The 19,596-nt window shown below is 66.1% G+C and carries 15 protein-coding genes; 6 read left to right on the plus strand and 9 right to left on the minus strand.

Annotation, left to right across the window (positions count from 1 at the left end; all coding sequences use genetic code 11):
- Positions 1–25 precede the first annotated feature (25 nt).
- The gene (locus tag AC1DFU_RS05630; RefSeq protein ID WP_092293563.1) at positions 26–934 is read left to right on the plus strand and encodes a LysR family transcriptional regulator; all 909 of its coding nucleotides are present in this window, start codon (positions 26–28) and stop codon (positions 932–934) included.
- Positions 935–1,113: 179 nt separating this feature from the next.
- Positions 1,114–3,789, plus strand: a complete 2,676-nt coding sequence (locus AC1DFU_RS05635; protein WP_441591340.1) for an excinuclease ABC subunit UvrA — start codon at positions 1,114–1,116, stop codon at positions 3,787–3,789.
- Between the two features lie 15 nt (positions 3,790–3,804).
- Here the strand turns inward: AC1DFU_RS05635 and AC1DFU_RS05640 are convergent, their stop codons facing one another.
- Entirely contained in the window at positions 3,805–4,638 is an 834-nt protein-coding gene (locus AC1DFU_RS05640; protein ID WP_441591341.1) for an oxidoreductase, read from the minus strand.
- 94 nt (positions 4,639–4,732) lie between these two features.
- Here AC1DFU_RS05640 and AC1DFU_RS05645 point away from each other — a divergent pair, with 94 nt between their 5' ends.
- Together AC1DFU_RS05645 and AC1DFU_RS05650 are read left to right on the plus strand one after the other, a co-directional pair.
- Positions 4,733–5,704: an AraC family transcriptional regulator gene (locus AC1DFU_RS05645; RefSeq protein ID WP_441591342.1), complete on the plus strand. Its 972-nt coding sequence runs from the start codon at positions 4,733–4,735 to the stop codon at positions 5,702–5,704.
- A gap of 78 nt (positions 5,705–5,782) precedes the next feature.
- Entirely contained in the window at positions 5,783–6,751 is a 969-nt protein-coding gene (locus AC1DFU_RS05650; protein WP_092293555.1) for a 5'-nucleotidase, read from the plus strand.
- Between the two features lie 6 nt (positions 6,752–6,757).
- Here the strand turns inward: AC1DFU_RS05650 and AC1DFU_RS05655 are convergent, their stop codons facing one another.
- Positions 6,758–7,756: a Bug family tripartite tricarboxylate transporter substrate binding protein gene (locus AC1DFU_RS05655; RefSeq protein ID WP_092293553.1), complete on the minus strand. Its 999-nt coding sequence runs from the start codon at positions 7,754–7,756 to the stop codon at positions 6,758–6,760.
- A 36-nt stretch (positions 7,757–7,792) separates the two neighbouring features.
- Complete coding sequence (locus AC1DFU_RS05660; RefSeq protein ID WP_441591343.1) at positions 7,793–9,007, minus strand: CaiB/BaiF CoA transferase family protein; 1,215 nt, start codon at positions 9,005–9,007, stop codon at positions 7,793–7,795.
- A 93-nt stretch (positions 9,008–9,100) separates the two neighbouring features.
- Between AC1DFU_RS05660 and AC1DFU_RS05665 the strand changes: the two genes are divergently transcribed.
- Positions 9,101–10,000, plus strand: coding sequence for a LysR family transcriptional regulator (locus tag AC1DFU_RS05665; RefSeq protein WP_092293549.1), 900 nt, complete (start codon positions 9,101–9,103; stop codon positions 9,998–10,000).
- Here AC1DFU_RS05665 and AC1DFU_RS05670 read toward each other — a convergent pair.
- From AC1DFU_RS05670 to AC1DFU_RS05680, 3 genes are all read right to left on the minus strand, one after another.
- On the minus strand, positions 9,997–10,644 hold the full coding sequence (locus AC1DFU_RS05670) for a response regulator (RefSeq protein WP_092293547.1): 648 nt from the start codon (positions 10,642–10,644) through the stop codon (positions 9,997–9,999). The two genes, AC1DFU_RS05665 and AC1DFU_RS05670, sit on opposite strands and share 4 nt — an antisense overlap.
- A gap of 78 nt (positions 10,645–10,722) precedes the next feature.
- The gene (locus AC1DFU_RS05675; protein ID WP_143093876.1) at positions 10,723–11,664 is read right to left on the minus strand and encodes a hypothetical protein; all 942 of its coding nucleotides are present in this window, start codon (positions 11,662–11,664) and stop codon (positions 10,723–10,725) included.
- 143 nt (positions 11,665–11,807) lie between these two features.
- Positions 11,808–14,873 (minus strand): autotransporter outer membrane beta-barrel domain-containing protein, encoded by a 3,066-nt coding sequence (locus tag AC1DFU_RS05680; RefSeq protein WP_441591344.1) that lies wholly within the window; start codon positions 14,871–14,873, stop codon positions 11,808–11,810.
- A gap of 473 nt (positions 14,874–15,346) precedes the next feature.
- Here AC1DFU_RS05680 and AC1DFU_RS05685 point away from each other — a divergent pair, with 473 nt between their 5' ends.
- Complete coding sequence (locus tag AC1DFU_RS05685; protein WP_255370771.1) at positions 15,347–15,550, plus strand: hypothetical protein; 204 nt, start codon at positions 15,347–15,349, stop codon at positions 15,548–15,550.
- A gap of 30 nt (positions 15,551–15,580) precedes the next feature.
- Here the strand turns inward: AC1DFU_RS05685 and paoC are convergent, their stop codons facing one another.
- From paoC to paoA, 3 genes are read right to left on the minus strand one after another with little or no spacing between them, the layout of a single operon-like run.
- The gene (paoC, locus tag AC1DFU_RS05690) at positions 15,581–17,788 is read right to left on the minus strand and encodes an aldehyde oxidoreductase molybdenum-binding subunit PaoC (protein WP_441591346.1); all 2,208 of its coding nucleotides are present in this window, start codon (positions 17,786–17,788) and stop codon (positions 15,581–15,583) included.
- 16 nt (positions 17,789–17,804) lie between these two features.
- Positions 17,805–18,755, minus strand: coding sequence for an FAD binding domain-containing protein (locus tag AC1DFU_RS05695; RefSeq protein ID WP_092293539.1), 951 nt, complete (start codon positions 18,753–18,755; stop codon positions 17,805–17,807).
- Positions 18,752–19,414, minus strand: a complete 663-nt coding sequence (gene paoA, locus AC1DFU_RS05700; RefSeq protein ID WP_092293538.1) for an aldehyde dehydrogenase iron-sulfur subunit PaoA — start codon at positions 19,412–19,414, stop codon at positions 18,752–18,754. The genes AC1DFU_RS05695 and paoA overlap by 4 nt, the downstream gene beginning before the upstream one ends.
- Between the last annotated feature and the right edge of the window lie 182 nt (positions 19,415–19,596).

A 19,596-nucleotide genomic window follows, 5' to 3' on the forward strand; every position in this document is an offset into this window, starting at 1 on the left:
AACGATGAAGGGAGAAGGAAGTGGCGTGCAGGACCTAAATGACCTCTACTTCTATGTGCAGGCGGTTGAGCACGGCGGATTCGCGCCGGCTGGCCGCGCACTGGGAATGCCCAAGTCCCGGCTTAGCCGGCGCATCGCCGTCCTGGAGGAACGACTCGGCGTTCGGCTGATCCAGCGCTCGACGCGCCGCTTCACCATGACCGAGATTGGCCGCACCTACTACGAGCATTGCAAGGCGATGCTGATGGAGGCCGAGGCTGCACAGGAAGCCGTGGAGCTGACGCGCGCCGAGCCGCGCGGTACCGTCAGGGTGACCTGTCCGGTGGCATTGCTGCACGCGCACGTCGGCGACATGCTGGCCAGGTTCATGGCCGCGCACCCGCAGGTGATCGTGCATCTGGAAGCGACCAATCGGCGCGTGGATCCGGTCGGCGATGCTGTGGATGTTTCCATCCGCGTCAGGCCGGCGCCATTGCAAGACAGCGACCTTGTCATCCGCGTGCTGGCGGAACGCAGGCAATGTCTGGTGGCCAGTAGCGCCCTGGTAGAAGGGCAGCGCGAGCTGCCACGCGCGCCGGCTGATCTCGCCGACCTGCCAAGCCTTGCACTGGGCGCAACGCAGGCGGAATACGCCTGGACGCTGTTTGGTCCGGATGGGGCGCAGGCGGTGGTGCGACATCGCCCGCGCCTGGTGACAGGCGATATGATTGCACTGCGAGCCGCAGCACTGGCAGGTGTCGGTATCGGCCAGCTGCCGGTGATGATGGTACGTGAGCAGTTGAACGCGGGGCAGCTGGTACGGCTCCTGCCGGACTGGGCACCTCGCGCCGAACTGCTTCACGTCGTATTCCCGTCCCGGCGCGGCGTTTTGCCAGCCGTACGCGCATTGATCGAGTTTTTGGTCGAGAGATTTGCCGAAATGGACGAGGAGTAGGGGCAGGCCGCAGTAGATCTCGAGCAGGCGTCTTTGCGGCGGTCTCTTCACCCCAATCCGATTTGGCATGTTTCCTGCCTTGTTGAGGCTATCGCCAAGCGCCCCCTCGAATCCGCAGGAAAGATGAAGATTCAGTCGGAAATTTCTGCAAGGGCGCCGCTTTCAGACAGACAAATCGCATGAAGGATGAATACCGCCGGCACCCACTGACACCCGACGACACGTTTCCGGCCGCGTCCGGTCACGCGGCGGACAACTTCGTCCGCGTGCGCGGGGCCCGTGAGCACAACCTCAAGAACGTCGATGTCGATATCCCACGCAACGCGCTGGTCGTATTTACCGGGGTCTCGGGGTCCGGCAAGTCCTCCCTGGCATTCGGCACGCTTTACGCGGAAGCGCAGCGGCGCTACTTCGAGTCGGTGGCCCCCTATGCCAGACGGCTGATCGAGCAGGTTGGCGTGCCGGAGGTGGATGCGATCGAAGGGCTGCCGCCCGCCGTCGCGCTCCAGCAGCAACGCGGTACGCCGAATGCACGTTCCACGGTTGGAAGCGTCGCCACGCTGGGGAGTCTTGTCCGCATGCTCTATTCGCGCGCGGGCACTTATCCGTCCCGGCAGCCGATGCTGTACGCCGAGGACTTCTCGCCCAACACGGTGGAGGGCGCCTGCCCCACGTGCCATGGTCTGGGGCGCATCTATGATGTGACCGAGCAGTCGATGGTGCCCGACGATACCTTGTCGATACGCGAGCGCGCCATCGCGGCGTGGCCGCCCGCATGGCACGGGCAGAACCTGCGCGACATCCTGGTGACGCTCGGTTACGACGTGGACAAGCCGTGGCGCGAGCTGCCGAAGAAGGACCGTGACTGGATCCTGTTCACCGAAGAACAGCCCACGGTGCCGGTGTACGCAGGATTCACGCCCAAGGAGGTGCGCGCCGCGCTCAAGCGCAAGATGGAGCCGAGCTATCAGGGCACGTTCACGGGCGCCCGTCGCTATGTTCTGCAGACCTTCGCCACGACGCAGAGCGCGCTGATGAAGAAGCGCGTTTCGCAATACATGATTGGACGCGAATGCCCGGCCTGTCACGGCAAGCGGCTCAAGAAGGAAGCGCTATCGGTGACGTTTGCGGGCATGGACATCGGCACGTTCGCGAACCTTCCGCTTGCCCGCGTGGCGGAGATCATGCGGCCGATTGCGCACGGCGAGTGGGCGAGCCCCGAGGCAATCTCCGGCGCGGTGCCGAGCACGAAGGCGATGCGCGCCGCCACGGCGCGGCGCGTGGCGGCAGGGGGATCCGCACACAAGGCGGCGCCCGACGTGCGACGCACGCCCAACCTCTCCGACGAAAAGCGGCTGGCCGCGCAGCGCATCGCGGAAGAGCTGATGGAGCGGGTTTCCACGCTCATCGATCTCGGGCTCGGGTATCTGTCGCTGGACCGCAGCACGCCGACGCTGTCATCGGGCGAATTGCAACGGCTGCGGCTGGCCACGCAGCTATCTTCCCAACTGTTCGGCGTGGTCTATGTGCTCGACGAGCCCTCGGCCGGGCTGCATCCCGCCGATGGCGAAGCGCTGCTGGTGGCGTTGCGACGATTGAAGGCCGCCGGCAACTCGCTGTTCGTGGTCGAACATGACACACAGACCATGCGTCACGCGGACTGGATCGTAGACGTGGGGCCGGCCGCTGGCGAGGGCGGCGGCCACGTGCTCTACAGCGGGCCGCTCGACGGGCTTGCCGCGGTGCAGGCATCGCGTACCGCAGCGTATCTGTTTGGCGAGCAACAGGTGCCGCTGCGAGAACCCCGCGAACCCGCTGGGTGGCTCAAGCTCGTGCATGTCGCCCGCAACAATCTCCACAAGATCGATGCGGCGATACCACTGGGGTGCTTCGTGGCGGTGACGGGTGTCTCGGGATCGGGGAAGTCGAGCCTGATCAGCCAGGCCCTGCCGGAGTTGGTGAACCGGCATCTTGGCCGCGCCAACGATAGCGATGCCGACGAGGAGCGCGATCCACTGTTCGCGGTGACGGATACGCCGACAAGTGGGCGCGTGGCGGGCGACCTGGAGGCGGTGCGCCGTCTGGTGCGCGTCGACCAGAAGCCCATTGGCCGCACCCCGCGATCGAACCTCGCTACCTATACCGGGCTGTTCGATCATGTCCGCAAGCTGTTTGCCGACACCCCCGCCGCGCGCAAGCGGCGCTATACGCCGGGACGATTTTCCTTCAACGTCGCCCAAGGCCGTTGCCCCACATGTGAAGGCGAGGGCTTCGTCAGCGTGGAGCTGCTGTTCCTGCCGAGTGTGTATGCGCCGTGTACCGCCTGCCACGGCACGCGCTATCAGGCGCAGACGCTGGAAATCACCTGGCAAGGCCGGAATATTGCCGAGATCCTCGACCTGACCGTCGATGCGGCATGCGAAGTCTTTGCGGATGAGCCTTCGGTGATGCGATCGCTGAAGGCGTTGCAGGACATCGGATTGGGATACCTTCGATTGGGGCAGCCGGCCACCGAGCTGTCGGGTGGCGAGGCACAGCGGATCAAACTGGCCACCGAACTGCAGCGCGCCCAGCGCGGCGACACGCTCTACGTGCTGGACGAACCCACCAACGGACTGCATCCGGCCGATGTGGACCGCCTGCTCCTGCAACTACAGGAGCTGGTGGATGCGGGCAATACCGTGGTCGTTGTCGAGCACGACATGCGTGTCGTGGCCCAGGCGGATTGGGTGATCGACATGGGTCCGGGCGCCGGAGAGCAGGGCGGCCGCGTCGTGGCTAGCGGCCGCCCCACCGATATCACCAGCGTGGCGACGAGCCGCACTGGCGAATATCTGGCAAAGGAATTGAGTTGACCCGTTCAAGGCCGCTCAACCGTCGGTCGACACTGTGACGTGTTCCCAGGCGCAGAGTTCGCTTGCTGCAGCAGACAGCTTGCTTCGCACGAGTTGGAGTGCGTCGCTACCAAGCAGAAGATGCGCGGGCGGCTGATCTGCATCGATCACGGCGAGCATCGCACGCGCTGCCTTTGCGGGATCTCCCAACTGCTTTCCGCTCTTCTCGATACGTGCCTCGCGAACCGGTTCGAAGATAGCGTCGTAGTCGGGGATTGAGCGTGGCGTGCGGGTCATCGATCGACCCGCCCAGTCGGTGCGAAACGAGCCCGGCGCGACAGCGGTAACCGCAATACCGAAGGGCTGCACTTCCTTGGCAAGCGCGTCCGAGATGCCTTCCAGAGCGAACTTGCTCCCACAATAGTAAGCAATACCGGGCATCGTGATGTAGCCGCCCATAGACGTAATGTTAAGAACATGACCGCGCCGGCGTTCACGCATGAAAGGCAGCACGGCCTTCATCATGGCGACTGCGCCGAACACGTTCACGTCGAACTGTCGGCGCATCTCGGACAAAGGCGACTCTTCCAGAATGCCTTCATGCCCGTAGCCCGCGTTGTTGACGAGGACATCGATGGGGCCGACGTTCGATTCGATCTCCGCAACGACGCCGTCGATGGCGTCGAATTCGGTCACGTCGAGTATGCGGGCGAAAGCCCTGTCGATGGATAGCGCTTCGAAGTCTTGCTTCGCTCGCGCGCTTCTCACCGTGCCGACCACGCGGTGGCCGGCCGCCAGCGCCTCTTGAGCGAGCGCACGACCAAAGCCGCTGCTGACGCCGGTAATGAGCAAGCGTTTGCTGGATGCCATTTGAGCTTCTCCGTTCGGTAGACTGGAGAGCGCATGTTATTCTGCAGAAATCAGTGATATAAGCGCCAATCTCCTGTTTTTCTTGCCTAAAACTATGTATTCGAAGAGTGATACGGGTAATCATCCGTCTTCGTCAGACGGCGGGCAACGACGATTGGTCGATCTGCTCGGCGCATTGGCGCACAACGAGGGATACAACCTCACGGCGCTCCCCGGGGTCCGAATACTGCGCTCCGATCGCGCCTTGTCGCGTACTCCGGTTCTTTACGATCCGGGAATTGTCATCGTTTGCCAGGGCCGCAAGCGTGGTTACTTCGGTGACAAGCGCTATGTCTACGACGCGCAGCACTACCTCGCCGTCTCAGTTCCCGTTCCATTCGATATGGAGACGGACGCGACGCCGGCGCATCCCCTTCTCGCGATGTATTTGCACCTGGATTTTGCGGTCGCCGCCGAGTTGATGCTGCAGATCGACCGGCAGTCGGTGGCCGAGCGCGCGCAGCCACCGCAGGCCATGATGTCAAGTCCAATGGATGCGGACATGCGCGCATCGGTATTGCGCTTCCTGGAGGCGATGAACCGACCGCTCGAGGCAGCCGTGTTGGGTCCCGGACTGCTGCGAGAACTGTATTTCCGGGTACTCACCGGGGAGCAGGGAAGCGCCATGCGAGAGGCGCTTGCGATGAAAGGTCAGTATGGAAAGATCGGCCGGGCGCTGCGCCGCATTCATGCCGATTACGCGGAACCGCTCGACCTGTCGCAACTCGCACTGGAAGCCGGCATGAGTATTCCTACCTTCCACAGCCATTTCAAGGAGATCACGCAGACGTCACCCATGCAGTATCTAAAGTCGACGCGCCTGCATCAGGCTCGCCTGCTAATGGTGCGTCAAGATCTGACCGCAGAAGCGGCTGGCCGTGCCGTGGGCTACACAAGTCCATCACAATTCAGCAGAGAATTTAGAAGACTTTTTGGCTTGACCCCGGCGGCGGAGGCGAAGCGAATGCGAGAAGGGTTTGCGGTCCCCCCGGTGTTCCATGACGCTGAGTACGTCTCCTCGCACTGATGGCGCTTGCTGTCCGGATAGACTTAGCATCTTTCGATTTCACGGCGGGGCCTGACCCCTTGCGAGCAACAATCACCTATGCCTTACGATCTGACCAACCGGCTGGTACTGGGGCTCGCGTCGAGTGCGCTGTTCGATCTCGACGAGTCCGACAAGATTTTCCGCGGCGACGGCGAGGAAGCCTACCGCGACTACCAACGCAAGCACCAGCACGTGCCGTTGCGCCCGGGCGTGGCATTTCCCTTCATTCGACGACTGCTATCGCTCAACGAACTGCGTCCGGGTGATCCGCTGGTGGAGGTGATCCTGCTCTCCAGGAATGATCCCGACACCGGCATGCGGGTGATGGAGTCGATCAAGGCTCATGGGCTGGATATCAGTCGTGCCCTGTTTCTGCAGGGCGGCGCGCCGCAGCGCTATATCGAAGCCCTGAACATCAGCCTGTTCCTTTCCGCAAATCAGACCGATGTCCGCCAGGCGATCCTGGCTGGGCATGCGGCCGGCCAGGTTCTGGCTGGCACCTTGCCCGCCGATACGGAGTCTGACGAGCTACGGCTGGCCTTCGACTTTGACGGGGTGATTGCCGACGATGCGGCCGAGGCCGTTTTCCACAACGGCCAGCTCGACGCATTCCTTCAGCACGAGCAGAAACACATCGACATCCCCCACAATCCGGGACCCCTGGCGCCGTTCCTGAAGAAACTGGCGGTGATCCAGGCGCTCGAGAGCGAGCGCGTGCAGCGGGACCCGCAGTACAAGCAGAAGTTGAGCGTGGCGATCGTCACCGCGCGCAACGCGCCGGCGCATGAACGCGTGGTCAACACCATGCGCCACTGGGGCATCTCGGTCAACGAGGCGTTCTTTCTGGGCGGGGTGGAGAAGCGGCTCGTCCTGGAAGTGCTCCAGCCGCACATTTTTTTCGACGACCAGCGCCTGCATCTGGAACCGGCCGCCGGGACCCTGCCATGCGTCCATATCCCGTTCGGGATCCGAAACGCCGAGCAGCTTTCCCCGGAGGCCGTGGATGGCGGGGCGATGCCAGCTTAATTCGCCTTACATGGCAGTGATGTTTTTCGCCTTGACGATGGCGCTCCAGCGGTCGTAGTCCTTGTTCAGGCGTGCCTGCATCTGCTTGCCGTCCTGGAACGAGGCGATGGCGCCGGCACTTACCAGCTTCTGCTGCAGTTCCTTGTCGCTGGTGACGATGTCGCGGGTCTCGCGGGCAATGCGGTCCACAATGGCCTGCGGCGTCTCCAGCGGCGCGATCAGGCCGCCCCAGGAGTCGAAGTCGAAGCCCGGGAAGCCCTGTTCGGACACCGTCTTCACGCCGGTCAGCAGCACCTTGGCATTGGGCGAACTCAGGGCGATCGCCTTGAGCTTGCCGGCGCGGATGTGGGGCAGGGCGGCCACTACGTCGGCGAACATGATGCCCACCTGTCCGCCCAGCAGGTCCGCAACGGCCGGCGCACTGCCGCGGTACGGCACGTGCTGCATGTCGAAGCCGCCCAGGTCCTTGAGCTGCTCCATGGCCAGGTGCCCGAAGCTGCCGGTGCCCGAGCTGGTGTAGTTCAGCGGCGTCTTGCTGGCCTTGGCGAAGCGGATCAGGTCCGGCAGGGTCTCCACGCCGGGCACCACGGCGGGATTGATGACGATGGCCATCGGCAGCACATAGACCGTGGCCACGGACAGGAAGTCCTTCTTCACGTCATAGGCGTTGTTCTTGTACATCAGCGGTGCCAGCAGGGCCGGCATGCCGAACATCGACAGGCTGTAGCCATCGGCCGGGCTCTTGATAAAGCTGGCCGTGCCGATGGAACCCGACGCACCCGGCTTGTTCTCGATGATGACCTGCTGCCCGAGCCGCTCCGACAGCTTCTGGGCCACGATCCGGGCGGCGGTGTCCGTGGGGCCGCCCGCCGGGAACGCGACGGTCATCTTGATGAACTTCTCCGGCCAGCCGGTCTTGGCGAGCACGGCGGGCATCATCGATGCCAGGGAGGCCGCGGCGCCGGCCTTGAGGATCTGGCGGCGGCTGAGTCGCAGCTTGGTCATGGGTTTTGTCTCCAGTTTTGAATCGAAATATCGGGATCAGATCACGCCTCGGGATCGCAGGCCCGCGATAGCGTTGTCGTCGAGTTGTAGCACTTCCTTGAAGATTTCCGTGGTGTGCTCGCCCATATGGGGCGGCGGGCGCCGCACGGGCAGGCGTTGGCCATCCATCGCATAGGGCGGGGCCAGCACGGCCTGCGCGCCGGCCTCGGTGTCGTGGAAATGGTGCAGCAGCCCCGCGTCGGCGGTGCGTTGGGACTGTAGCGCGTCGAGCATGCCCAGCACCTCGCCGCACGGAATCTGCGCGGCGGTCAGCCGTTGCAGCAATTCGGCCCGGGTGAAGCGCCGCAGGGTCTCGCGCAGCGCGGCCAGTAGGGTGTCGCGATGGGCCGAGCGCGTCGTGTTCGTCGCAAATCGCGGATCTTCCGCCCATTCGGGACGACCGATGACTTCGCGGCAGAATCGCTGGAACTGGCCGTTGTTACCCACGGTGATCACGAGCGGGCCGTCGGCGGCCTCGAAGACGCCGTAAGGAACGATGGACGGATGGGCGTTGCCGAACTTCGGCGGATCGCCGGCCTTGAGCAGCGCTTCCATGCCGTAGTACGACGTGATCATCAGCCCGCAGTCATAGAGGGCCATCTGCACATGGCGTCCGCGTCCGGTGGTGTGGCGCGCGAACAGCGCCGCCAGGATCGCCTGCCCGGCGTACATGCCGGTGAACATGTCCACGGCCGCGACGCCAAACTTCAGCGGACCTTGCCCGGCCTCGCCGTTGGTGGCCATTACGCCGGCTTCGCCCTGCACCACGAGGTCGTAGCCGGGACGCTCGGCCTCCGGCGTGAAGCGCGCGTAGCCGGAGATCGAGCAATAGACGAGGCCCGCATTGTCCGCGCTGAGCTGTTCGTAGCCAAGGCCCAGCTTTTCGGCGCCACCGACCTTGAAGTTCTGGATCACCACGTCGCTGCGCGCGGCCAGCTGGCGCGCCAGCTGCACGCCCTCTTCGCTCTGCAAGTCCAGGGTGACCGAGCGCTTGTTGCGGTTGGCGCTATTGAAATAGGAGGTATTGCGCGTGCCGATCCGCACGCCCCAGTCGCGGGTGTCGTCGCCGCGCGCGGGGTGCTCGACCTTGATGACATCGGCGCCGAGGTCTGCCAGCGCCATCGCACACATCGGCCCGGCCAGTACGCGCGAGAGGTCAAGGATGCGCACGCCTGCCAACGGCAACGGCGCGGCCTGATTCTGTAATTCCATTGTCTGTGTCTCCTGTCAGCGCATTGTCTATATGTTCCGTATGCTTGACAATTGCTACCAATCCGCAACGCATATGACTACGGAAAGTTGACAATGGACCTGAACGGGCTGTCCCTGCTCGTGGACATCATCGAGGCCGGCAATCTCAGCCGCGCCGCGGCGCAGCTCGGCATGAGCCGCGCCAACGTCAGCAAGCGCCTCAACCACTTCGAGCGGCAGATTGGCGCGGAATTGCTGCGACGCAGCACGCGGCAACTGGAACCGACGGAACTCGGCTGGCAGTTGTATGAGCATGCCCGGGCCATCCGCCACGAAGTAATGGCGGCGCAGGAGTCGGTCCAGAGTCTGGGGAAGCGGTTGAGCGGCACGGTCCGGCTCAGCGTGCCGAGCGGCTTCGGCCAGCACACCATGTCCGCGTGGTTCATCGCGTTCATGAACCTGTATCCGGCCATCACGCTGAACGTGGTGTTCGACAACGACATCGACGACCTGATCAAGGGCGCGGTGGACTTCTCCGTCCGCGTGATGGGCGACGCGCCCACCAACGCCGTGGCCTGCAGCCTGGGCGACGTCGAATATGTGGCCTGCGCGACGCCGGATCTGGTGCGCACCTACGGCATGCCGCAGACCCTCGAGCAATTCAAGGACCTGCCGCTGATCACCTCGGAACTGACGGGCCAGAAGCTGCACGCGGCGGGGAGGCCGGGCCCGGCAAGCCGGCAGCTCGACATTCGGCCCAGGCTGATGTCGGCGAACTTCTTCTTCCTGCGCGATGCCATCCTCCAGGGGCTGGGGGTGGGACTGGTGCCGCACTACATGGTGGATCAGGACCTCGCCACGGGGGCGCTGCTGCGCCTGCCGCTGCCGCCGGAGGATTTATCTTTCCTCCGGACCACCATGTACCTGCTCTACATGCCGGCGCGCTACCAGACGCGCGCCGTGGCCACGCTGATCGCGTTCCTGCAGGAACGCGCGGCAGGGCGCGGCGCCTAGATCACACCGTGTTCGTAGGCGTAGCGGATCAGGTCGGTGTTCTTCTTGACCCCGAGCTTGTCCATGGCCGTGGATTTCTGCGATGAGACGGTGCTGATCGACCGCCCGACCCGGGTGGCGATCTCCTGTAACTGCAAGCCCTGGACGTAGAGGCGCACCACTTCCGTCTCGCGCAGGGTCAGGTCGTGGACTGCCTTCTTCATGGCGCCGGAGGCGTTCAGCAGCGTGCGGATGGTCGAGGAATAGAAGCACTCGTCCGTGGTGGTCACGTGCACGCAGGCCTGGACCACCTCGTCGAGTTCATCCTGCTTGCTGACGAACGCGCGCACGCCGAGGTGCATGGCACGGGCCACGATGCCCGGGTTCATCTGGCCGCTGATCACCACGATGCGGGCGTCGGGATGGCGCGCGATGAGCTGCCGCAGCAGGTTGAAGCCGTCGACACTGCGGTCTGCCTGCCCCATGGCGAAGTCTGTCACGATGATGTCGAGTTCGGCATCGGCCAGCGCATGGATCAACGCGCCGCCGTTTGCGCATGCGCAGATCACCTCGAACCCAGGCGTGGCGGCGAGGCAGTCATGCAATGCCTTGAGGATGAGAGGGTGGTCGTCTGCGACGGCGATGCGATTGGCCATCAAGGTCATAACGTTGTCTCCGAACAGGTCATGCTGGCGTGGTCAAGGCCCCGCCGGCGCGTGGCGGCCGGCGGGTGAGGGGGAGAGCTATCGGGGACGATTGGCGCGCAGGCTGGCCTGCTGCGCCGCGAGGGCCGTGCGCAATGCCTGGTACTCGGGCAGGAGGCGGACCATCTGCATGACGAACTGTTCGCAGCGCTGCGAGGGCACCGGGGAGGCCGCCGTGCACAGCACCGCGGCCGGATGCGCCAGCGCCGGATGGACGGCCAGCCAGCGCGGCGTGGCCGCATAGCCGCGCAGGCGCAGCAGCATCAGCAGTTCCACCGGCACGGCCTGTTCGATGGGCTGGTCGAAGTCCGCGAGTGCCGTGGGCGAATGGCCGTGGCTTTGCGCGAGATGGCGGTCGGCCAGTTGTAGCGCCAGTTCCACGAACGCGGTTTCGTTGTCGCGCCAGTGCAAGGCCATATCGGCAAGCGGCGATTCCGTGGGGCGGAACGCGGCCCCGGGCACCTCGACATCGAGCGCCTGCCCGGCCACCCGGATGATCATGCCGGTGACGCCGCTCAGCGTGGGCTGGTAGAGATTGTCGAGTTCGGAGTGCTCGCCAAACCATTCCCGTAGCGCGAACGCCGCCAGATCGCGCCAGTCGAGCGCAAGCAGCATCGCCACCTGGAGCGCCAGATCGGACAGATCGGTCTTGTTATAGTGGGTGCCGTACCAGTGCTTGCGGTGCACGACCATAGCGTGCGAGCCGGCCAGGCTTTCGAGCACGCCGGACCGCAGGCTGGCCGTATTCGGCGCGGGCGCACCGCGCGCGGTGGCATTGATGGCCTGCCATTGGCGAACCCGGCCCAGTCGGTACATCGCCCGCGCCACGCGCGATAGCGATACGGTGGCCGGTGCTTCGAAGAACTCGGCCATGGTCTTGCAGTACCGATTCCTGAGCAGGGCAGCCTCCATCTCGGCGGGATGGGTGCCGAGGTGGCTCGGATGGTCTGTCTCAACCTCCAGCGGAATATTTGTTTGCATATGCGATCTGTGTGAACACCGTTGGCCTACGTTAGCCGCTTAGCCGTGATGTCACCATCGCTGTTTCCTGAAAATGCAATCTCTCTGCTGTCAGGCCACCCCCTTCGTCGACATCGATTTGAATAATCTGCGAGTCGCTGGACCTACCAGTGATAGGAGAAGCCCACCGCGCCGCCATGCGTGCTGCCGTGGGTGCCGAGTTCGCCGTCGTAGCGAATGGACAATCGGCTACGCGGCGTGGGACTGACGCTCATGCCCAGCCGCAGTTGAGCGGCATTGCGGTTCTGGCCGCTGCCGTGCACCGTGAAGTCGGTGGCGGGGGCGCCGGCGTAGCGCGCGTTGATAGCCAGCGTGTTCGTGCCGAAGGTGTGGACCCAGGCCGCCGCGGCGTCGATACGCCACGCGCCGCCCGGTCCGTCGAACAGATGGCGCCACTCGGTGCCGAGCAGCGACCGGACCGAATGCGTCGTGCGCGAAGGCAGCACAAGGTTGACGCTGTCCGCCCCGGATTCCACCGTGCCGGACAACTTCACAGACTGCAACTCCGCGCCGGCAAACGGTGACAGCACGCCGGGCAGGGCCAGCGGCAGGTCCACGCCGGTGCGCAGGGCGGTGAAGAACTGATTGCCGTGCGCGCCGCCCGTGGCCGTACGGGGCACCTCGGTGAACGTGATGTCGCGACGCATATCGTCGATATTGCGCGCGTAGCCCAGTGCCTGCCGGAACCAGAAACGGCCTGCCGTGTAGCGGCCATAGAGCACGGCCTGATAGCTGTCGAACTGGCCGTGCACCGGCAGGCCGTGGGTGAAGGTATTGCCGTGGAGGTAGCCGAATGCCATCCCGCCGGTGAACGCCGGCGTCCATTGATAGTCGACCCCGGCCATGACGCCCGCCAGGTTGATGTCCTGCGACAGCCACGTGTCATACCCGCCGATGCGGCCGGTGTTGCCCAGCACTGTGGCCCATGCGCAGAAGCGCCCCGCCGGTGCCGCGCCGGTGCAGGTGTTGTCCGCAAGCCGGGTGTCGATGGCGTTCATGCCCGCCCGCGCCGCCGCGTAGTGGGCGTTCGGCAGCGCGGCGTAGGCTTCCGCGCTCAACTGGTCGATCGCCGCGTAGGCTCCTGCACCTTCCTGATTGAACAGTTCGAGCGCCACCGACAGGAAGTCCCGGCTCGGCGCGTTGTTGGTGCCTGCGGCGAAGGCGTCGCGGTCCAGGGCAGTTTCCACGGCGATCTCGTTCGGTGTACCGCCGGCCAGGGCGAAGCCGCGTGCGACCACGAGGTAGGCATTCCCGGCATCGTAGGCCAGGGACGGCGTGGCGAACGGATTGAGCGTGGTCACGCCCGCGAACGTGCCGGTCAGCCCGCCCGAGGCCGACAGGATGCGGTACGTATCGGCAGGACGCAGCGACAGCGCGCGCAGACGGGCCTGCACCATGCCGCCGGCCAGCGCGGCGGGGCCGGTGACGTCGATCAGGTCGTTGCTGGTGGGCGAGACATCCACCTGATACACGGCGCCGGCCGCGTGGCTGTAGCTGCCCACGACAGACAGCGTGCCGACCGACAGCGGCGCCCTCGGCGTAGTCGGCAAGACGGTGTTCCCGGGCGCGACGATGCCCTGCACGCTGACGGCGCCCTGTACCGTGCCCGTGCCGGCCAGCGCCGCGCCGGGCGACACCGCCACGGCCGGGCTGGCGAGCGTGCCGTTCACGCGCAGGGTGCCGGTCTCGACCGTGGCCGATGTCCCGATCTCCGCGGTGCCGTCGAGCAACCAGTCCGTGCCGCGCATATAAAAATTGGGGAAGTTATAGGCGCGGCCGGGCAGGCTGCCGCTGCCCTGCAGAATCAGGGCGTTGCCGGCGCCGTTGCCACCGTCGAGGTCGCCCGATAAGGCGCTGCCGGTATCGAGCGTCAACGTGCTATTTGCCCCGGTGAACTGCACGGCGACGCCGCTGCCGCTCAGCGTGCCCGCGTTGACGATGGCGACGTTGGCGCCCGCCACGATGGCCGGCCCCTGGCTGCCGGCGATCGTCGCCCCCGGCTGGTTGACCACGCTGGCGGGACCATCCGCGCCACCGATCCGGATGGCCGGGACGCCCGCGCCGCTGGCCGTGATCGTGCCGGCATTGACGATCTGGCTCCCGCCGTTGAGGGTGATGGCGCTGGTTGTCGGCGACTGGAGCGCTCCGCCCGGCGCCACTTCTATATAGAGGCCGGTGACGCCGGGCTGGGCGGTCAGGCTGCCGGTGAGCTGCCCGGCCACCACGAAGCCGCCGCCGCCGACCTGCCACGCCTGCTCGTCGAGGTTCGCGCCCGTCAGTGTCCAGATGCTGGCGCCCTGCTTCTGGAGGATGCCGAAGTTCCGGTACTGCGCGGCGGGGCCGAGCGCGGAGAGGTCGAAGCTGCCAGCGTCGGCGCCGCCGAGCACCAGCATGTTGCCGGCGCTGCCCGCCGCGCCACCGTCCACGACGCCGGTGATCCGCGAGGTGCCGCTGATCTCGAGCCGGTCGTCCGCCGGGCCGAAGGCGATGGCCACGCCGCTGCGCCCGTTGATCGTGCCGCTGTTGACGATGGAGGCCGGCGCGCTGGGGCCCGAGTGCAGGTCGATGGCTGCGCCCTCGTCCGACGCAATCAAGCCGGCGTTGTCGAGGGTGAGGGCAGGCGTGGCCAGGATGCCGTGCGCATGCCCGACGATGCGGCCCGTCGCCAGATTGACCACGGTGCCGCTCTCGGCGAAATGGATGGCGGCCTGCGTGCTGGAGTAGTCGAACACATCGCCGGCGATGTCGCCGGCATTGATCACGATGCTGCCGGACTGCCCGAGGTAGATGCCGTCGAGCTTGCCGGCGATCACCGCGCCGGCGTGGTTCACCACGGTGCCGCCGGCGAACATCGCCACCGCGGTGGTGCCGGGGCTCGCCAGCACGCCGAAGTTGGTCAAGGTGCCCAGGGGGAGGTGCACCGCGTTGTAGCCGCCATAGACGGTGCCGTTGTTGGTCAGTGCCCAGCCGGAGCTGCCCGATGCGTCGATGGCAACGGCGCCGTTCCCACGCGTGTCGATGATCGCGCCGGGTACCACGACGAACGGGTTGTCGGCGCGGCTCAGTTTGTAGCCCACCTCCGAACTCGTCAGGTCAGTCGCATGAAGGGGCTGGAAGGCGGTGGCGAACAACAGGAGTACAGCGATGCGAACTCGGGACGGAACGGGCATCGGCAATTTCCCATGGATCGGAAACTGAATCCAATATGTTTGATAATGGGTGATATTGGATTATCAGAGGATTATCGGGTGGATTTGAAGGGCAGTGTATGTGATGCGAAGGGGTTGGGAAAGTGGATTAATGTCAGGGCGGGGGATTTATTTTCCTGCGGAGTCTGATATTTATTTTCCCGATCGACATAACGCAATCTCGCGATTGTCATTTATTATCCATGTGCCGGTCGACCATGCAAGAAATACAGAGCCAGCAGGCTTGACAGCGAAGGGGGCTGCTCACTCCCAGCGCAATGCCGGATTACCCGGGGAGCGCTCCCAACATATATGTAACAGCGCTGGAATTCTGGGTGGCTCGCCCTAGGGTATTAGGATGGGCACTGCCCTTCTCATTTTGCATCCTTAGCCACAGGGGATTACGAATGGCCATCCAGTCACTCGCATCTCATAGCACGGCGCAATTACGAAGAATGATTGGCCACTTGCAGACGGAACTGGACGCCCTGGAGCGTCTGTCTTCACTGGATACCGAGGTGCAGGCGCGCCTTGGCTACGCCTGCACGCGGCTGCGGGAGGGGCTCGAAGCGGTGGAGGACGCACAGCGCTCGCTGCGATCGCTGCAGGAAGTGCGGCCTTCGGCACTGCGCAATGCCCGTCCGTCGCGCAAGGCCTGACGGACGGGTGGACGGGCATATGGCGACGAATCAGGCCATCGCCGGCATCCCTGCCAGGAGTTTGTCCAGCGTGATCGGGTAGTCGCGCACCCGCACGCCGGTGGCGTGGTAGATGGCATTGGCCACCGCCGCGCCCACCCCGCAAATGCCGAGTTCTCCCACGCCCTTCGCTTTCATCGGCGAGGAAATGGGATCCACCTCGTCCAGGAAAATCACGTCCTGGTGGGGAATATCGGCGTGCACGGGCACCTCGTAGCCGGCGAGGTCGTGATTGACGAAAAAGCCCACGCGCTTGTCGATGGCAAGTTCCTCCATCAAGGCGGCGCCCACGCCCATCGTCATGGCGCCGATCACCTGGCTGCGTGCCGACTTCGGATTCAGGATCCGCCCCGCCGCGCAGACGGCCAGCATGCGGCGCACGCGGATCTCGGCGGTTGCCATGTCCACGCCCACCTCGACGAAATGCGCGCCGAAGGTCGATTGCTGGTACTTCTTGTCGAGATCGCCGAATTCCAGGGTGTCCTCGGCGGTCACGCCGTCCCCCGCCGCCTGTGCCAGCGGCACGCTGCGGCCCCCGGCGCGAATCTGGCCACCCTCGAACACCGCGTCCGTGCCGCTCAGGCCGGCACGCTCGGCCAGCAGTTGGCGCAGCTTCACGCAGGCGGCATAGACGCCTGACGTCGAACTGTTGGCGCCCCACTGCCCGCCGGACCCCGCCGACACCGGGAACGACGAATCGCCCAGCCGCACCACCACCTGTTCGATCGGCACGCCCAGCATCTCGGCCGCCGTCTGGGCGATGACCGTATAGCTGCCCGTGCCGATATCGGTCATATCGGTCTCCACGATGACCCGGCCGCCCTTGTCCACCCCCACGCGCGCGCCGGACTTCATGACGAGGTTGTTCCGGAAGGCCGACGCCACGCCCATGCCGACCAGCCATTGCCCCGCCTTGGTCGCACCGGGTTTGGGATTGCGCGCCTGCCAGCCGAAGCGCTCGGCGCCCAGCCGCAGGCATTGGACGAACTGCCGCTGCGAGAACGGCCGCGCCGGCTTCTCCGGATCGACCTGCGTGTCGTTGAGGATGCGGAACTGCACGGGGTCGATGCCGGCCTTCTCGGCGATCTCGTCGATGGCGATCTCCAGCGCCATCATGCCCGGCGCCTCGCCCGGCGCGCGCATGGCGTTGCCTTCGGGCAGGTCCAGCGTGGCCAGTCGCAGCGCGGTCATCCGGTTGGCGCCGGCGTAGAGCAGGCGCGTCTGCTGCACGGCGGTCTCGGGCCCGCCGCCGGGCAGGTCGCCCGACCAGCTTTCATGGGCGATGGCCGTGATCTTGCCGTCCCGCGTGGTGCCGATGCGGATGCGCTGGATCGTCGCTGGCCGGTGCGTGGTGTTGTTGAACATCAGGGGCCGCGTCAGCGCCACCTTCACGGGCCGCTTGGCCGCGCGCGCGCCCAGCGCCGCGAGCAGCGCCTCGGCCCGCACGAACAGCTTGCCGCCGAAGCCGCCGCCGATATAGGGCGAGATCACGCGCACGTTCTCCTTGGGGATGCCGAGCGTGGCCGCCAGGTCTTCGCGGCCCCAGGCGATCATCTGGTTGGCCGTCCACAACGTGAGCTTGTCGCCGTTCCAGGCGGCGATGGAGGCGTGCGGCTCCATCATCGCGTGCGACTGGTCGGGCGTGGTGTAGGTGGCGTCCAGCTGCACCGGCGCTGCCGCAAAGCTGCCGGCGAAGTCGCCGACGGCCGTCTCCGGCTTGCCCGAAAAGTCATCGCCCTTCGGCGCGACGGCCGTATCGCGCGCGGCGGCCAGGTCGAACGCGCCTTTCTCGGCGGTATAGCGCACGCGGATCATCTGCGCCGCCGCGCGGGCCTGCTCGAAGGTCTCCGCTACCACCAGCGCCACGGCCTGGTGATAGTGCTGGATCTCCGGGCCGCCGAGCAGCTTCGCGGTATTGCGCTGGCCCTTGCCGAGCTTGCCGGCATTCGCGGCTGTGACGATGGCCAGCACGCCGGGCGCGCGGCGCGCGGCGGCGGTGTCCATCGACACAATGCGGCCGCGTCCGATGCCGGCACCGACCACGTAGCCGTACGCCTGGTTGCGCGCCACGTCGTGCCGCTCGTAGGCGTAGGGCGCCGTGCCGGTGGCCTTGTGGGGACCGTCGATACGGTCCGTGGGTTTGCCGACCACGCGAAGCTGGTCGATCGGATTGGTGGTGGCGGGGGTGTCGAATTTCATCGTCCGTCTCCTCCGGTCAGGTGCGGGCCTGCGCCAGCACGGCGGCGAGGGTGCGCTGGAACAGCGGCACCTTGAAGGCGTTGTCGTGGGTGGGCCGGGCGTCCGCGAACAGGCGCTGGGTCACGGCCTGGGCGCCGCGCGGCAACTCGGTCTCGGCGGCTTCCAGGCGCCACGGCCGGTGCGCCACGCCGCCCACGGCCACGCGGCCGGTGCCGTCGCGCTGCACGATGGCGGCCACGGACACCAGCGCGAACGCGTACGAGGCCCGGTCGCGCACCTTCCGGTACAACTGCGCGCCGCCGATGGGCGGGGGCAGCGTCACGGCGGTGATCAGCTCGCCCGGCTCCAGCGCGGTCTCGATATGCGGCGTGTTGCCCGGCAGCTTGTGGAAATCGAGGATCGGGATGACGCGCACGGCGCCCTTCGGGTTGACAGTCTCCACCGAGGCGTCGAGCACGCGCATCGCCACGGCCATGTCGCTCGGATGCGTGGCGATGCACGCATTGCTGGCGCCGATGACCGCATGCTGCCGCGTCACGCCGCCGATGGCCGCGCAGCCGCTGCCCGGCACGCGCTTGTTGCAGGGCTGGTCGGTATCGTAGAAATAGGGGCAGCGCGTGCGTTGCAGCAGGTTGCCCGCCGTGGTGGCGCGGTTGCGCAGCTGCCCGGAGGCGCCGGCCAGCAGCGCGCGCGCCAGCACGCCGTAGTCGCGCCGCACGCGCGGGTCGGCGGCGAGGTCGGTGTTGCGGACCAGCGCGCCGATGCGCAGCCCGCCCTGGGAGGTGGCCTCGATCTTGTCCAGCGCCAGGCCGTTCACGTCGATCAGGTGCAGCGGGGTCTCGATGCCGAGTTTCATCAGATCGAGCAGATTGGTGCCGCCCGCGATGAAGCGGCTGCCCGGGATGCGCGTGGCGGACGCGGCGGCCTGCGCCGGCGACTGGGCGCGTTCGTAGGTAAAGGGGATCATGCTTTTCTCCCGGCGACGTCGCCAATGGCGTCGAGGATGTTGGAATAGGCGCCGCAGCGGCAGATGTTGCCGCTCATCCGCTCGCGGATCTCCTCGGCGCTCAGGGGCGGGCGCGCGTTGAGGTCCGCGCTGACGTGGCTCGGGATGCCGGCCTGGATCTCGTCGAGCACGGCCACGGCGGAACAGATCTGGCCGGGCGTGCAGTAGCCGCACTGGTAGCCGTCATGCTTCACGAAGGCCACCTGCATCGGATGCATGCGCTCGGGCGTGCCCAGACCCTCGATCGTCGTGATCTTGGCCTCGTGGTGCATCACGGCGAGCGTCAGGCAGGAGTTCAGCCGGCGCCCATCGACGATGACCGTGCACGCGCCGCACTGGCCGTGGTCGCAGCCTTTCTTGGTGCCGGTCAGGTGCAGGTGTTCGCGCAGGGCGTCCAGCAGCGTGGTGCGGGTGTCGAGGTCGAGGTCGCGCCGCTGGCCGTTGACGATCAGCGACACCTTGTGGGAGATGGGCGGGCGCGTGGTGGCGGGGGAGGGCGCGGCGGCGGGCTGGCCGGTGGCGGCGCCCGGCACGGCGGCGGCGGTCACCGTGACCGCGCTCGCCTTGAGCAGTTCGCGCCGCGATAGCTTGAGAGGCTGATGGTCGCGGAAGTCTTCCATGGGGTGGGGTCCTTGTTATCGTCCGTGGGCGGGGACGCCAGAAATTGCAATGTGGCGACGGTTGCGCGCAGTTATTACACGGCGCGGGCCGGCCGAGCGGGGCGGCTGCCAGTGCGGGCAGAGCGGCGCACAAAACATGCCCGAGCCCGCCCGCGCCCGCCTGCGCCCTCGCCCGGCCTGCC

It is taken from the genome of Cupriavidus sp. 10L45 (assembly GCF_056395225.1).